This window comes from Methylorubrum rhodesianum (genome assembly GCF_014199985.1).
In the GTDB taxonomy this organism is placed as follows: domain Bacteria; phylum Pseudomonadota; class Alphaproteobacteria; order Rhizobiales; family Beijerinckiaceae; genus Methylobacterium; species Methylobacterium rhodesianum.
In genome coordinates this window covers 196,955-210,630 of record NZ_JACHOS010000001.1, presented here as the reverse complement: position 1 = coordinate 210,630, position 13,676 = coordinate 196,955, and the positions used below count along the sequence as shown (strand labels likewise).

Annotated in this window: 11 protein-coding genes; 4 read left to right on the top strand and 7 right to left on the bottom strand. The window is 71.2% G+C overall.

The features are described 5' to 3' along the window. Position 1: 1 nt before the first annotated feature. Genes HNR01_RS00955 through argJ form a run of 4 tightly spaced genes read right to left on the bottom strand, consistent with a single transcriptional unit; the run spans position 2 to position 3,954 of the window. Positions 2-1,546, bottom strand: coding sequence for a DUF6880 family protein (locus HNR01_RS00955; RefSeq protein WP_183666069.1), 1,545 nt, complete (start codon positions 1,544-1,546; stop codon positions 2-4). Between the two features lie 31 nt (positions 1,547-1,577). Then, on the bottom strand, positions 1,578-1,994 hold the full coding sequence (locus HNR01_RS00950) for a (deoxy)nucleoside triphosphate pyrophosphohydrolase (protein ID WP_017482772.1): 417 nt from the start codon (positions 1,992-1,994) through the stop codon (positions 1,578-1,580). Continuing rightward, positions 1,991-2,662 (bottom strand): SIMPL domain-containing protein, encoded by a 672-nt coding sequence (locus HNR01_RS00945; protein WP_153875386.1) that lies wholly within the window; start codon positions 2,660-2,662, stop codon positions 1,991-1,993. The genes HNR01_RS00950 and HNR01_RS00945 overlap by 4 nt, the downstream gene beginning before the upstream one ends. A 47-nt stretch (positions 2,663-2,709) precedes the next feature. Then, entirely contained in the window at positions 2,710-3,954 is a 1,245-nt protein-coding gene (gene argJ, locus HNR01_RS00940) for a bifunctional glutamate N-acetyltransferase/amino-acid acetyltransferase ArgJ (protein WP_183666067.1), read from the bottom strand. 409 nt (positions 3,955-4,363) lie between these two features. Here argJ and HNR01_RS00935 point away from each other — a divergent pair, with 409 nt between their 5' ends. From HNR01_RS00935 to HNR01_RS00920, 4 genes are all read left to right on the top strand, one after another. Further along, positions 4,364-4,834 carry a response regulator gene (locus HNR01_RS00935; RefSeq protein WP_017482769.1) on the top strand — a complete coding sequence of 157 codons (471 nt, stop codon included), beginning with the start codon at positions 4,364-4,366 and terminating at the stop codon, positions 4,832-4,834. 87 nt (positions 4,835-4,921) lie between these two features. Then, the gene (locus tag HNR01_RS00930) at positions 4,922-5,488 is read left to right on the top strand and encodes a glutathione peroxidase (protein WP_183666065.1); all 567 of its coding nucleotides are present in this window, start codon (positions 4,922-4,924) and stop codon (positions 5,486-5,488) included. A gap of 348 nt (positions 5,489-5,836) precedes the next feature. Continuing rightward, positions 5,837-6,064 (top strand): hypothetical protein, encoded by a 228-nt coding sequence (locus tag HNR01_RS00925; RefSeq protein WP_017482767.1) that lies wholly within the window; start codon positions 5,837-5,839, stop codon positions 6,062-6,064. 90 nt (positions 6,065-6,154) lie between these two features. Beyond that, on the top strand, positions 6,155-6,397 hold the full coding sequence (locus tag HNR01_RS00920) for a DUF2188 domain-containing protein (protein ID WP_017482766.1): 243 nt from the start codon (positions 6,155-6,157) through the stop codon (positions 6,395-6,397). A 97-nt stretch (positions 6,398-6,494) separates the two neighbouring features. Here the strand turns inward: HNR01_RS00920 and putA are convergent, their stop codons facing one another. From putA to HNR01_RS00905, 3 genes are all read right to left on the bottom strand, one after another. Beyond that, entirely contained in the window at positions 6,495-9,602 is a 3,108-nt protein-coding gene (gene putA / locus HNR01_RS00915) for a bifunctional proline dehydrogenase/L-glutamate gamma-semialdehyde dehydrogenase PutA (RefSeq protein WP_183666063.1), read from the bottom strand. A 107-nt stretch (positions 9,603-9,709) separates the two neighbouring features. Continuing rightward, the gene (locus HNR01_RS00910) at positions 9,710-13,243 is read right to left on the bottom strand and encodes an AsmA family protein (RefSeq protein ID WP_183666061.1); all 3,534 of its coding nucleotides are present in this window, start codon (positions 13,241-13,243) and stop codon (positions 9,710-9,712) included. 155 nt (positions 13,244-13,398) lie between these two features. Next, on the bottom strand, positions 13,399-13,650 hold the full coding sequence (locus HNR01_RS00905) for a hypothetical protein (RefSeq protein ID WP_017482763.1): 252 nt from the start codon (positions 13,648-13,650) through the stop codon (positions 13,399-13,401). Positions 13,651-13,676 lie beyond the last annotated feature (26 nt).

The window sequence follows — 13,676 nt, the reverse complement described above, 5'->3', positions numbered from 1 at the left end:
CCTACGCCTCCACCTGGGACCAGAACCCGCTCTTTCGCCCGTGCGCCTTGCGAAGCTGCGCCACATAATCGGCGTGGCTCGGTGTGAGAGCGCCCGGCGAGAGGTCCCGTGCCAGTTCTGCGAGACGCGCCAAGTACCGGGCACCGTGGCCGTAGGCCGGTGAGCGGGCGCGTTCAAGGATGTCTGCGATCAGCGCGCGGTAGAGCACGCTCGCTGCCAGGGAATGGTCCGGTTCCAGCGCCTCGGCGGCCGGAGCCAGTACCTCCCAGATCCGTCCCGACCACTCTTCGCGCCGATCGAGCACGAGACGCGCGGCGCGATCCAGGTTCGGCCAGCGCACCAGGAAGTAGAGGCCGCCATGCGGGTCCTTGCGGCTCGCGACGTGGGCGAGAGCGCGCTCCAGCGCCTCCTCGTCCTCGAAATCGGGCAGGCGGGCAAGGTAGTCGCGCAGTGCCTGAGGATCGAGGCTCTTCTCGAAGCGCGACCAGCGCAGGGCCTGCGCCTCGTCCTTCCGGTCAAGGGCATCGAGGATGCGGATCTCCACCGCCTCGCGCTCACGTTCTGGCCCCTGCGAAGCGAAACCGCCGACCAGCAGACCCTCGCGGGTCGTGACGGCCGGTCCGCGCTTCTGCTCGCGTCGGATCCAATCGAGGGCCTCGGCGGCACGGCCCGCAGTGAGCAGGCGCTCGGCCACGGCGACGCGGTCGGGTCGCTCGGGGGACATCTCCAATTCGAGGGCGATGAACGCGTCGGCGTCACCGCGGGCGTCGGCGATGACCTGACGCAGGCGGTTCAGACTCAGACGGCGGTAGCGCCGCTCCCAATCCTGACCGGCCGGCGCCGTGCCGGCCGGATCGGCCTTCCGCCGGGCCGGGGCGGGAAGTGCAGCGATGGCTTCGACCAGACGCGCGTCGAGCGGCGCGAGCGCTTCCTTCGGAAGGTTCGGCAGAAGATCGTCCAGCAGCGCACCGATGAGGCCGAAACCGTCGCGCTCGAGACCGTCGATGGCGCGGGTCACGAAAGCGAGCGCGGCCTCTGCCGACAGTCCCGTCGCAAGGCCCGCGGCGGCTTCGGCAGCCGTCTCGTAGATGGCGTGGACCTGACCGCTGGAATCGTCCACCCGCTCCAGCGTCGCGTCCGCGCTCCGGAGGAAGCGCAGGATGCGGTCGAGCGCCATTTCGGTGTCGAGCGGCTTCAGGTCGGAGAGGATGGTCGCCAGCGTGGCGTCGAGGTCGGCGGCAAAGGCCCTGCGCTTCTGCCAGTCGATGTAGCCGCGGGCCTTCTCCAGTGCAGAGAGGCGACGGTCGATCATCGCCGCCACCCGGTCCGGCCCCTGGAGCGCGGCGAGCGCGGCGGTCACCCGCTTCTTGAAGGCGGCGCTCTGGCCGACCTCTTCGAGGATCAGGGCGATGAGCCGATCCTGACTGAGCGCCGCGAGGCTTTCGGCGGTCGGCGTGGTGCTTCGGGACTTCTTCCGCAGCGTCGAATCCGTCGGCGTCTTCGCTGACGCCGCGCTCTCGACCGCCGCCTTCGCCCGTCGCGCCATCGTTCCCGTCCCTCTCTCGGCTCGAGCCCGGTCAGGGTCCGAGCAGATCGATCAGGAAGGGGATCAGCGGCAGGTCGGCCGGCGGCATCGGCAGATCGCGCAGGGCCCCCGGGCGCACCCAGCGGAGCGCCTGCGCCTCGCGTGATTGCGGAAACCCTTCCCAGCGCCGGCAGATGTAGAGCGGCATCAGCAGGTGGAAATCCGGGTAGGCGTGGCTCGCGAAGGTGAGCGGCGCGAGGCAGGGCTCCTTCACCGTGATGCCGAGTTCCTCGGCCAGTTCGCGGATCAGCGTCTCCTCCGGCCGCTCGCCGGGCTCGACCTTTCCACCGGGAAATTCCCAGAGGCCGGCCAGCGCCTTGCCCTCCGGGCGCTGAGCCATCAGCACCCGGCCATCGGCATCGACGAGCGCCGCCGCGACGACGAGCAAGAGCTTCACCGAAGCGCTCATCGGCCGATCGCAAACACGGCTTCGACTTCCGCCGAGGTCTCGATCGAACCGGCCTCTACCGGAACGGCGGTTCGCCCGCGGGAGGGGGCGGCCTTCATCGCCAGACCGTAGGGCGCGGGGCGTGGCGTGTCGGCGCGCGGCGGCGAATCGATCGAGACGACGGTGCCGAGCTTCACACCGGTCGCTTCGGCGATGCGCTCGGCCTGAGCCCGCGCGTCCTTCACGGCGGCGACCTGCACGGCGGCGTCCGCCGCGGCCGGGTCGCGCAGCCCGAAGCTGATCCCCTGGATCCGGTTGGCGCCGGAATCGAGGGTGCGCCGCATCAACTCGCCGAGCTTGCCCATCTCGGCCAGCCGCACCCGCACGCGGTTGCTCGCCGTGTACCCATCCTCGCGCTCGCCCATCGTCCCGTCGGGCTGACGGACATTCTTGATCCGCGGTTGCAGCGTGATCGCGGAAGTGCCGATATCGGCGTCCGCCACGCCCATCTCCTTCGCCGTCGTGACGATGCCCTTCGCCGCCTGACTCGCCGCATCGAGGGCGGCGGCCGGTGTCGCGCCGCGGCTCTCGACGCCGACCTCGACGGAGGCGAAGTCCGGCGCGACCTCCTGAGAGGCGCGGCCGATCACCCGGATGCGGCCGGACTCGTCATCGGCGGCGACCGGCATTGCCGCCACGCTGAGGAGCAGGAGGGAAGCGGCGAGCGCGGAACACTTCACGAGCGATAGTCTCCGTTGATGGCGACGTAGGCCTTGGTGAGGTCGCAGGTCCAGACGCGGGCGCGGCCCTGGCCGAGGCCGAGATCGACCCGCACGGTGATCTCGGGCCGCTGCATCACCGCGCTCGCCGCCTCCTCGCTGTAATCGGGATCGCGGGCGCCCTGGACCGCGACCCGCACGTCACCGAACCAGATCGCGAGGCGGTCACGGTCGGCCGGCTCACCGGCCTTGCCGACCGCCATCACCACACGGCCCCAATTGGCATCCTCGCCCGCGACCGCCGTCTTCACCAACGGAGAGTTGGCGATCGACATGGCGATGCGGTGGGCGGATCGATCGCTCTCGGCGCCCTCGACCTCGACGGTCACGAGTTTGTTGGCGCCCTCGCCGTCGCGGGCGACGAGCTGCGCGAGTTCGATCAGCAGATCGTCCAGGGCGGAGCGGAAGCCGGCGAGCCGCGGATCGTCGGCGCGAGTGACTGCCGCGTTGCCGGCGGCCCCGGTGGCGAAGAGCAGCAGCGTGTCGGAGGTGGAGGTATCGCCGTCCACCGTCACGCAATTGAACGAGGTCTTGGTTCCCTCGCTCAGCAGCGCCTGCAGAACGTCCTGCGGCAGGGCCGCGTCAGTGAAGGCGAAGGCCAGCATCGTCGCCATATCGGGGGCGATCATGCCGGCACCCTTGGCGATGCCGTTGATCGTCACGGATACGCCGTCGATCTCGACGCGGCGCGTGGCGAGCTTCGGGAAGGTGTCGGTGGTCATGATCGCCTGGGCCGCCTGCGACCAGGCCTCGGCGCCCCCTTCGGCACGGGCGGCGCAATCGGCCAGAACGCCCTCGAACTTGCGCGCGTCGAGGGGCTCCCCGATCACGCCGGTGGAGGCGATCATCACCGCCTTCGGCGCGCAGGCGGCGGCCTGGGCGGCAATCTCGGCGGTCAGCGCCACGGCATCGCGCCCCTTCATCCCGGTGAAGGCGTTGGCGTTGCCCGAATTGACCACGAGCGCCCGCGCGCCCTCTCCCGCCGTCAAGGCTTCGCGGCACCAATCCACCGGCGCGGACGGACAGCGCGAACGGGTGAACACGCCCGCGACTTGCGTGCCCTCGGCCAGAGCCACGTAGAGCACGTCCGTGCGGTTCTTGTAACGGATGCCCGCCTGCGCCGTGGCGAGGCGAACGCCCGCGATCTCCGGCAGCGACGGCGACGTGGCGGGGGCCAGGGGGGAGATTTCCGTGGATGACATGGGTCGTCGGCTCCGTCTCGTACCCGTTTTCGCCCATTTGGCCGCGTCGGGAGGCGCGGCCTCGCACGCGGAGGCGACACGGGCATGAAGCTCAAGGTCGCGGGCCGCTGTCTTGCGCCCGCCGGGCTTCACGTCAACACGCGGACCATCGTCTTTGAGCGGAAGGTCCGATTGAGGCATACGCGCGCCCCTCCGGCCGGGTCTCTCGACGGTCACCCACCGGCACGCGCGTGCGAGCGGCACGCATGCATCGAGCAGGTGAGCGGATCGGAGTGGGCGTCGCACAATTTGCAGGTTGCAAGACGACGGCGAGGATCATCGAGTTTTGAAAGGTGTGTCACGGAAGGTGCACGGGCCGCATGATCAATCCGAGACACTTGAATGCATTTTGCGATCTGCTTAACCTGAGATGATGCAGCGCACCCAAGACCGTGAGCAGGCGACCGTCGACCCGGCATCCGTTCGCGCGGACGGCTCCATCGGCGGAGCCGGCGCGCCGCGCAGTTGCTACGGTGTACAGGTTTTGGTCGCCGGGCGACGCAAGCAGTGGCGCGACGAGATCAACGGGCAGATCCGCCGGGCCGGCTACAGCGCGATCTCAGTCGACTCGGCCGTCGACGCCCTCACCGTTCTCGTGCTGGGGCTGCCGGTCGATGTTCTCGTGACGGACGCCGAGTTGCACGGCTCGCTCGGGCTCAGTGAACTCGCCGCGGAGGCACGAGCCTTGCGCCCGAATCTGGGCATCGTCGTCGCCTGCGACTCGGCCGTCAGCGCTTGCGCCGACCTCGTGCCGGCGGATGCGCTGCTGGTGCCCTGCCCGAGCGAGGAGGAGGCGGTCGCCTCGTCGGTGCGTGAGGCGCTGGCCGCCCGCGCCGTCTGACGCTCCCGCCACTCGGATCCGCGACGATCGGGCCCGTACCCGGCGGCGGGCTGCCTGTGGCAGCCTCCGCGCGGGAGGAACCATGCCATGACGATTCGCCGTCGCGACTGCCTCGCGATGCTCACCGTGCTCACGGCGGGCGGTGCCATGACTGCGGCCCGTGCCGCAGAGGGCGGGCCTGCCGCGGCCTTCACCTTCGACAAGCCGGAGGGCGGTCGCCTTCCGCTCGCGGCTTATACGGGGAAGCCCGTTCTCGTCGTCAATACGGCCACAGCCTGCGGCTACGCTCCGCAATTCGTCGGCCTCCAGGGACTCTGGACCCGCTTTGGCGAGCGGGGCCTGACGGTGATCGCGGTGCCCTCCCCGGATTTCGGCAACCAGGAACCCCTCGACGGTACCGCCATCGCCGAAGCGGCGCGGAAGAACCACGGCGTCACCTTCCCCGTCACGGACAAGACCCATGTCCGCGGTCCCGCTGCGCACCCGTTCTATCGCTGGGCGGCCGAGCAGAAGCCGGGACAGAGCCCGCAATGGAACTTCCATAAATATCTCGTCGGCCGCGACGGCACCCTGCGCGCCGCCTTCGCGACCCAGGTCGATCCGAACGATCCGCGCATCGTCAGCGCGATCGTCGCGGAACTGGGACAGGCCTGAGGCGCAGGCCTCCGGCCCTTCGCCCTCACCGATCCGGAATAGCGGCGGGTGGCAGAAGACCCCGCACGCCGCGTTCCGGCGGAAGCGGACGCCGTGCGCGGGGAGCCGGCAGGCGCCCGTCCCGCTCCACGGCGCGGGGCGGCGCGGACGGATAATTTGACGCGAAGGGATTGGACGGCACACCCTGCGCCAGAGCGGGCGAGGCGGCGAGGCAGAGGTTTGCGACGACGAAGAGTGTGCTCGGACGCATCGGCGGCGGAATTCCGGTTGGTCGGGACTCGCACCCGGACGGGGCGCGTCCCCACATGCCACCGGGCCGCGTCATCATTGCGGCCGGAAAGACGAACCATGGAACCGCACAGCTTCGAACAGGATGGTATCGTCTACGAAGTCCGCTTCGAGCGGACGCCGGAAGGATGGATCGCCCGCATCCGGCCGGAAGACGGCACTCAGGCGCATGTCTTCGCCTTTCCCAACGGCGTCGGCTTCGATCCGGACGACGTGCGCGGCTCACTGATCGCAGGTTGCGAGGCCGCCGTGGCGCGTATTCCGCGCCGGGCACCGACCCGGCATTGAGGCCGGGAATCGGAACCTCCGGCGCCGAAACCGGTTCGGGCTCCAGCACGCGATAGCAATGCGCGCCGGACAAGAACGGGATTTTTCGCGATGACCGAGGTGACCTATCACATCGTCGAGCACGACGGCGGCTTCGCCTACAAAGTCGGAGACGTCTTCTCCGAGACTTTCCCGAGCCGACAGGAAGCACTCCAGGCGGCGCAGGCAGCGGCGGCCGAACAGCAGGTGCCCGGCTCGACCGAGGGCATCCGCTACCAGGACGGGCGCGGGCAGTGGCACGACGAGACCGCGCAGGGCAACGACCGCCCGGTGGCGAAGGTCGTGGAGGACTGAGCCGTCCGCGCGAGCCGATCGCCTCCCAAGGCGAAGCGGATCCCCCACGCTATTCGGGCTCGCTCGAACCGCATCCCCTCGAATCGCCGATCCGGTCTCAATCGTCCAGGGTGATGAGTCCGATGCTGCCGCCCGCGGCCGCCGTGTTGACGGTCAACGTCCGCTCGGTGGCGAAACGGGTGAGATAATGCGGGCCGCCGGCTTTCGGGCCGGTGCCGGACAGGCCGGTTCCGCCGAAGGGCTGGCTTCCGACCACCGCGCCGATCATGTTGCGGTTCACGTAGACATTGCCGTGCGGCAGCGCCTCGGCGATCCGCTCAGCCGCCTCCTCGATGCGCGACTGGATGCCGAGGGTGAGGCCGTAACCGTCCGTCCGGATCGCATCCACGACCCGCGCGAGGCCGTCCGCCGGATAGCGCGCGACGTGGAGGATCGGCCCGAACACTTCTTCCCGCAGATCGGCGACGCCGCCGACCTCGAAGATGTGGGGGGTCACGTACAAGCCGGCGGGCGCCGCTCCTGAAACGTGCGCGCGCGCCGAGGCGGTCATCGCCGCGATATGCGCCTCAAGCCGCGCCTTGGCCGCCGCGTCTATCACCGGGCCGAGGTCGGTGGCCAGATTGCGGGGATCGCCAACCAAGAGCTCGCGCGCCGCTCCGGCCAGCACCGCGATCATCCGGTCGGCCACGTCCTCCTGCACGAGCAGCAGGCGCAGGGCCGAGCAGCGCTGGCCCGCCGAACGGAAGGCCGAGGCGACGACGTCGTCGGCCACCTGTTCGGGGAGCGCCGTGGCGTCGACGATCATCGCGTTGATGCCGCCGGTCTCGGCGATCAGCGGCAGGATCGCGCCGTCGCGGGCGGCGAGTGCCCGGTTGATCCGTTGCGCCGTCGCGGTGGAGCCGGTGAAGACGACGCCGGACAGGGCCGGATGATCGATCAGCGCGGCACCGGTGTCGGGGCCGCCGGGAACGAGGTGCAGGGCGTTGCCCGGGATGCCCGCGCCGTGCAGCAGGCGCACGGCCAGATCCGCTACCAGCGGCGTCTGCGGCGCCGGTTTGGCGACGACCGTGTTGCCGGCCATCAACGCCGCCGCGACCTGACCCGTGAAGATGGCGAGCGGGAAATTCCAGGGCGAGATCGCGACGAATACGCCGCGTCCGACGAGGCGCAGGCTGTTGGTCTCGCCCGCTGGGCCGGGGAGGTTCTCGGGCTCTGAGAACAGGTGCCGCCCCTGCGCCGCGTAGTAGCGCAGGAAGTCGATCGCCTCGCGCCACTCGGCCAGGGCGTCGTCGAGGGTCTTGCCGGCCTCCACTTGGAGCAGGTGAAGGAGTCGGGCCTGCTCCCGCAGGAAGGCGTCGGCGGCCCGCTCCAGGCAGGCCGCGCGTTCGCCGGCCGGCATCTTCGCCCAGGCGAGAAAGCCGCGCGCGGCCCCCTCCATGGCGCGTGCCGCGATGTCGGGTCCCGCCTCGATCACGCTGCCGATCACGGTCGCGTCGATCGGGCTGACCATCGGTCGGGTGCGGCCGGTCGCGACGATCCCGTCGATGATCGGCGTGGCCTCGGCCGGGCCGGCCGCCTGCGCGACGGCCACACTCAGCCGGCGCAGTGCCACGCCGTCGCCGAAGGCGAGCCCCGGCGCGTTGCGCCGCTCGGGCCCATACAGGTCGCGCGGCAGCGGGATCCTGGGGTGCCGGGCCAGCGAGGGCGTCTCGATCAGGTCCCGGGGACGGGCGAGGAGTGCGCCCGCCGGCACCGAGGGATCGCCGGCGCGGGCGACGAAGGAGGAATTCGCCCCGTTCTCCAGCAGGCGCCGAACAAGATAGGCGAGCAGCTCGCGATGGCCGCCGACCGGCGCGTAGACGCGCTGGCCGAGACCCGGAGCCCGCTCGGAGAGCCGCTGGTAGAGCGCCTCGCCCATGCCGTGCAGGCGCTGGAACTCGAAACCGGCCTCCTCTGTCGCCGGCCGGTCGGCGAGTCCGGCGAGGCCGAGGATGCTCGCGACCGTCAGCGCGTTGTGCGTGGCGAATTGCGGATACAGCCGCGGGCGGAGGGCCAGCAGCCGCCGCGCGGCCGCCAGATAGTTCAGATCCGTCATCGCCTTGCGGGTGAAGACGGGATAGTCCGCCGCCCCTTGCACCTGGGCGAGCTTCACCTCGGTATCCCAATAGGCGCCCTTGACGAGGCGCACCATCAGCCGCCGGCCGTGATGCTCGGCCAGCGCGGCGACGTGATCGATCACCGCGAGGCAGCGCTTCGAATAGGCCTGGATCGCCAACCCGAACCCGTCCCAGCCGGCAAGCGCCGGATCGGCCAGCACCGCGGCGAAGACGTCGAGGGAGAGCTCGAGCCGCTCCGCCTCCTCGGCATCGAGAGTGAAGTTGAGGTCGTGGGCGCGGGCGTCACGGGCGAGGTCGCGCACCACCGGCACCAGCTCGGCCATCACCCGTGCCTGTTGCAACGGGGTGTAGCGGGGATGCAGGGCGGACAGCTTGACCGAGATGCCCGGCCGGGCCGGTAGGGGTGCGTTGCCGGCCTCGCGCCCGATCCGCGCGATGGCCTGGGCATAGGCTTGGCGGTAGCTCTCCGCATCCTCGGCAGTCCGAGCGCCCTCCCCCAGCATGTCGAAGGAGTAGCGCGAACGCCGCGCGCTGCCGGAGCCGGCGCGCTTGAGCGCCGCGTCGATCTCCTCCGCCAGCACGAACTGGCCGCCCATGAGCCGCATCGCCCGGTGGGCCGCCGCGCGCACGGCCGGACGACCGAGACGGCGAACCATGCCGCTGAGCGTCGCCTCGGGAGTGTCCTGTGGTCCGACGAGGCGGGCGCCGAGGCCGAGCGCCCAGGATGCCGCGTGGGCGAGCCCGCCCTCCGAGCGCACCGCGTGATGGACGAAATCGCCCTCGCGCAGCTTGTCTGCGATCAGCCGGTCGGCGGTGGCGGCGTCGGGCACCCGCAGCAGCGCCTCGGCGAGGCTCATCAGGGCGAGCCCCTCGCGCGTCGTCAGCGCATATTCCCGCAGCAGCGCCTCGACGGCGCCGTGGCCGGAATCCGCACGGATCGCGTCGATCAGGTCTCCGGCGAAGCGATCGACCGCGGCCTCCGTAGCGGCCGGCAGCGGCGCCTCGCGCAGCAAGGCTTCGGCCAGCGCCGCATCGTCCGGGGCGTAGGGAGCCTGAAAGCGGTGAGCGGACATCGGGTCACGGACCATGGAAGAGAGTAGCACCCTCTCTGTGTTCCGACAGGCCGATTTCGTCCCCTAAGACGGGCCGGATTCGTGACTGAGGAGAACGAGGCGCCGCTCAGCGCGCGGATCCGTCAGGGCCGTCCGCTCGGCGGGCTGATATCGAGCGGCTGCGCGTCGGGCATGGGCGCCGGCTCGGCTTCGATGCGGGCGCGCCGGGCGGCTTCCTCCGCCTCGCGCTGACGGGACTGGCGCGCCACTTCCTCGGCCGCCTGCTGCGCCTTGATCCGGGCTTGGCGCGCCGCCTCCTCCGCTGCGGCGCGGGCGCGGTCCATCTCGATGCGGGCGCGGCGACGCTGGCGCTCGCTCTGGTCGGCGTCGAACAACTCGATCTTCTCGAGCTCGCGCTGGAGCACGAGAGCGGCGAGCCCGGTGGTCAGCGGTGCCGTGTCGAGCCGCCGCTCGGGCGCAGCGAGCGGGCCGGCAAAGCCGAGCTGAATCGCGGGCGCAGCCCCGGACCACCCCTTCGGTCCGGCCGCCGCGGTCAGGACGCCGCGGGCGTCAAGGCTGCGTTGGCGCGGATCGACCTGGAGCGTGCCGTTCCAGCGCGCCTGTCCGAGATCGATCGCGAACGGAGCCGTGCGCAGGGTGCCTGCCGACAGTGTGAAAGGGGCCGAGACCGGTCCCGTCGCCCTGAGCGGACCCGCCGAAAGTTCGTCCGACACGAGAGCCTGGAGCCGCCCTTCGCGCAGAGGATCGTCCTCGGCGAGCGCCTTCCCCAGGGCCCGGTCGAGAGCGCCCGCGTCGGCGCCGGGCAGCACGAGGCCGGTGAGCCGGATCTCGCCGTTACCCGAAAGATCATTCGCCAGGGCGGCGAGGCTCACGCCCGTGGCACCGAAGCGCAGGACCGCCGAGAGCCTGCCACCGATCGACCCGGCCCCGATCAGGCCGCCGAGTTCCGCGTCGTCGATCTGTCCCTCACCGGACACCGCGGCGGCGCCCCCTGGCCGGGCGAGAGTCGCGCTTCCGCTCAGCCGCCCGCCTGCGAGTCCGGCCGAGAGGTCGCGCAGGCTCAGCGCGTCACCCTCGCGCACCAGCGTCAGGTTCGCTCTGTCGGCGAGCAGGCCCCGGCCGAGATCGAGCTGGGCAATCCTGAGATCGAGTTTGACCTGAGGCTGCGCCGGCACGGCGGCGAAGCGCCCGCCGGTCTCGGTGGGGAATACCGTGGCCGCAGCCAGAGCCGGCAGGGACAGCCGGGCGAGAGAAACGGAGCCGCTGAGCGCCCCGTCCGGGGCGCGGTCGAGGGCGGCGGTGAGATCGCTCCCTGCCATCTGCCCCGCGACGTTGGCGTGGAGCGCCGCGCTCCGGCGCGACAGGTCGAGGGTGAGGGAGGCGGGCAGCGGCGCGGTCGCCGACGCGGCCGCTCCGGCCAGGATCAGGAAGGGCGCGAGATCGGGCGCCTGCAGCCGCACAGCGCCGCCGGTCGGAGGACGGTCGAGGGCATCGAACCGGATCGGACGCGCCGTCGAGAGGACGAGCCCGGCTAGGTCACCCTCGACTTCGAGTGCGAGAAGCGCGGTCTCCTGCCGGGACTCGGCGGCTTGTCGGGCGCCGGTCAGCCGCAGGCGGCCGGGTTGGCGCAGAGCGGCGATGTCGTCGCGGCCGAACCACCGGGCGGTCCTCTGCGTCGTCAGTGTCGCCTCGAGGCGGTCGATCCGGCCGGAGCGGGTCAGGAGGGCGATGTCGACATCGCCCTCCCCCGCCCGCCCCTTGGCATGCGCGCGCAACGCATCCGCCTCACCCGATTCCCGCTCGAGCGAGACGTCTAGGGCCAATCCGCTCTGGCGGAAGCTCTGCGGCACGAGGCGCGCCTCCGGCAGAAAGCCGCGCTCCAGCAGGGCGAGCAGCGGCGCCGCCTTGCCCGCGGTGACGCGGCCCTCGATCCGGCCTGACCCGTCCGGTGCGATGCGCCCGGCGAGTTGGGCGCTCGCCCCCGCGAGGTCGGCGATGTCGAGCGTATCGACGACGAGGCTCGCACCGTCCGATTGCAGGCTGACCGCGATGGTGCCGTTGCCCGAATGGGCGCCGGGGGGGCCGTAGCGCACGTCGCGCGCCCGAAGCGTCAGGCCGAGATCGTGCCGGTGCAGGCCGGACATCAGGTCGCCCAGCGGCGGCAATTCGGCGATGTCGATGCCGTTGGCGGAGAGCTGCGCGTCGAAGCGTCCGCGCCCGTTCGCGGCGGCCCGAACGTAGCGGGCATTGCCGGTGACGCGAGCCTCGCCCAGGGCGAGCCGCAGATTGCGCAGCGAGAGGTCGCCGCCCGCCGCGGAAAGGTCGGTGCCGAGCTCGAGGGCGCGTCCATCGAGGATCGCCGCGACGCTCTCTTCCGCGCCGAGCCGGCCGAGATAGCGCCCGAGCCCCTCGGAATTGCGAGCGGCGATGTCGATATGGCCGGTGAAGCGGGGTGAACCCGACAGTTCGGCTTCGCCGGTCGCCGCGACGTTCGCCGCGCCCGGAGCCGTGCCCTCGAAGCGCCGCAGCACGAGGCCGCCGCTCCGGTCGAAGGTGCCTCGAAGGGTGACGCCGGACCAGTCATCGAGGCCGAGTGCAACGCTCTCGGCGGCGAGATCGAGGTCGAGAAGCATCGGCGGCGTCAGGGCGCCGGACGACAAGCCCTGCCCGAGACGTCCACCCGCTCCGCCGGCAAGCAGCAGCCCGTCGAGGTCGAGGCGGCGCGTACGGAGCGTCAGGCCGAGACGGCCGTCGCGAAGGTCGAGGCGGCCGCTGCCCGACAGCCGCGCTGCCTTGCCGCCGGGGTCGAGCTCGATCTCGACCGTCTTGGCCTGCGCCACGGGGCCGCGCGACTCGAACTTGGCTGCCAGGGTGAGAGGCAGGACGGGACCGGCCGGCTGGACCGGCGGCCCGACGGTCAATCGCGCCGTGCCTTCCGCCTCCGGCACGAGTCCGCGATGGCTCCGGTCGCCGCCTGGGGCGTCCTCGGTTTTGAAGGAGAGACGGGCATCGAGCTCGAGGCGGGGCATGGTGTCGCCGCCGCCGGTGAACTTCAGCGAGAGGCTGCCGTCGCTGCCGACGGTGCCGGTTGCGAGATGAAACGGGCTTCCCTTCGCCGTTCCTTCCGCCAGCCAGGGCCCAACCAGCGCCGGCGCTCGGAGCCGCAGATTTTCGGCCGCGAACAGCTCCTGAGGCTGTTGGGGCTCTGCGCCCGCCCGTGCGGTGGTGACACTGAGGCGCCGGATTCGCAGATCGTCGATCACGACGTCGCGCCTCAGCGTCTGCGGCTCGCGCGGCAGAAGCAGGGCCTCGTCGGAAACCGGCAGGGTCAGCCGCGCACGCTCGATCGCCGTCTGGACAAAGCGAACCTCACCCTTGAGCAGCGGCGCCAGCGCGATCTCGGCATCGACGGCCTGCGCGTCGAGGGCCGGCCCATCCTCGCCACCGAGCCGCAGCCGACCGAGGCGCAGATGCGGAGAGGGAAGCAGCCGCAGGTCGATCGACCCCTCGCTGCGGGCATCGGCACCGAGGGATTCGCTCAGCGTCCGGTCGATCAGCGCGCGATAACCCGACCAGTCGATGAAGGGCGGCACGGCCAGGGCCGCCACGAGAACCAGCACGACGGCGCCCGCGAGCGCGGTCAGGAAATCACGCACCGTTATCGCTTCCGCCAAACCTGCGGACCGCAGGGCTTCGTTCGCGGGTCACGCGTTCGATGAGCCGAAGCCCGGAAGCGCGCGAAAACCCGTTCCTGCCGCCATAGCACAGGGAGAGGGCCGCCCGCACCTCACGCTCAAGCTTGGACCAACGATCAGCGCCGGGGGCCGAAGGACGGTCCGGCCGGAGGCGGAACGTTGAGCGGCGCCCGCTGGATCTGATTGCGGATCGCGCTGTTCTCCAGGGTCTGGCGCTGCTCGAAGTTGCGGTTCTGGTTGCGGTACTCGAAGCCCTCGTTCTGCCGGCTCGTGGCGCCCCGGTTCCCGGGGCTCTGCGCGAGCGCCGGCGTGATCACCGGCGTCACGGCGGCAAGCAGGGTCAGGAGGGCGAGCGACGGGGCGCGCATGGCCTCGTTTCCTTCATCGGTGTCGG

Excerpts from the sequence above, each read along its gene's own strand:
- HNR01_RS00905 (WP_017482763.1), bottom strand. The coding sequence starts at position 13,650 with ATGCGCGCCCCGTCGCTCGCCCTCCTGACCCTGCTTGCCGCCGTGACG.
- argJ (WP_183666067.1), bottom strand. The coding sequence starts at position 3,954 with ATGTCATCCACGGAAATCTCCCCCCTGGCCCCCGCCACGTCGCCGTCG.
- HNR01_RS00935 (WP_017482769.1), top strand. The coding sequence starts at position 4,364 with ATGATGCAGCGCACCCAAGACCGTGAGCAGGCGACCGTCGACCCGGCA.
- HNR01_RS00920 (WP_017482766.1), top strand. The coding sequence starts at position 6,155 with ATGACCGAGGTGACCTATCACATCGTCGAGCACGACGGCGGCTTCGCC.
- HNR01_RS00930 (WP_183666065.1), top strand. The coding sequence starts at position 4,922 with ATGACGATTCGCCGTCGCGACTGCCTCGCGATGCTCACCGTGCTCACG.
- HNR01_RS00955 (WP_183666069.1), bottom strand. The coding sequence starts at position 1,546 with ATGGCGCGACGGGCGAAGGCGGCGGTCGAGAGCGCGGCGTCAGCGAAG.
- HNR01_RS00925 (WP_017482767.1), top strand. The coding sequence starts at position 5,837 with ATGGAACCGCACAGCTTCGAACAGGATGGTATCGTCTACGAAGTCCGC.
- HNR01_RS00945 (WP_153875386.1), bottom strand. The coding sequence starts at position 2,662 with ATGCCGGTCGCCGCCGATGACGAGTCCGGCCGCATCCGGGTGATCGGC.
- putA (WP_183666063.1), bottom strand. The coding sequence starts at position 9,602 with ATGGTCCGTGACCCGATGTCCGCTCACCGCTTTCAGGCTCCCTACGCC.
- HNR01_RS00950 (WP_017482772.1), bottom strand. The coding sequence starts at position 1,994 with ATGAGCGCTTCGGTGAAGCTCTTGCTCGTCGTCGCGGCGGCGCTCGTC.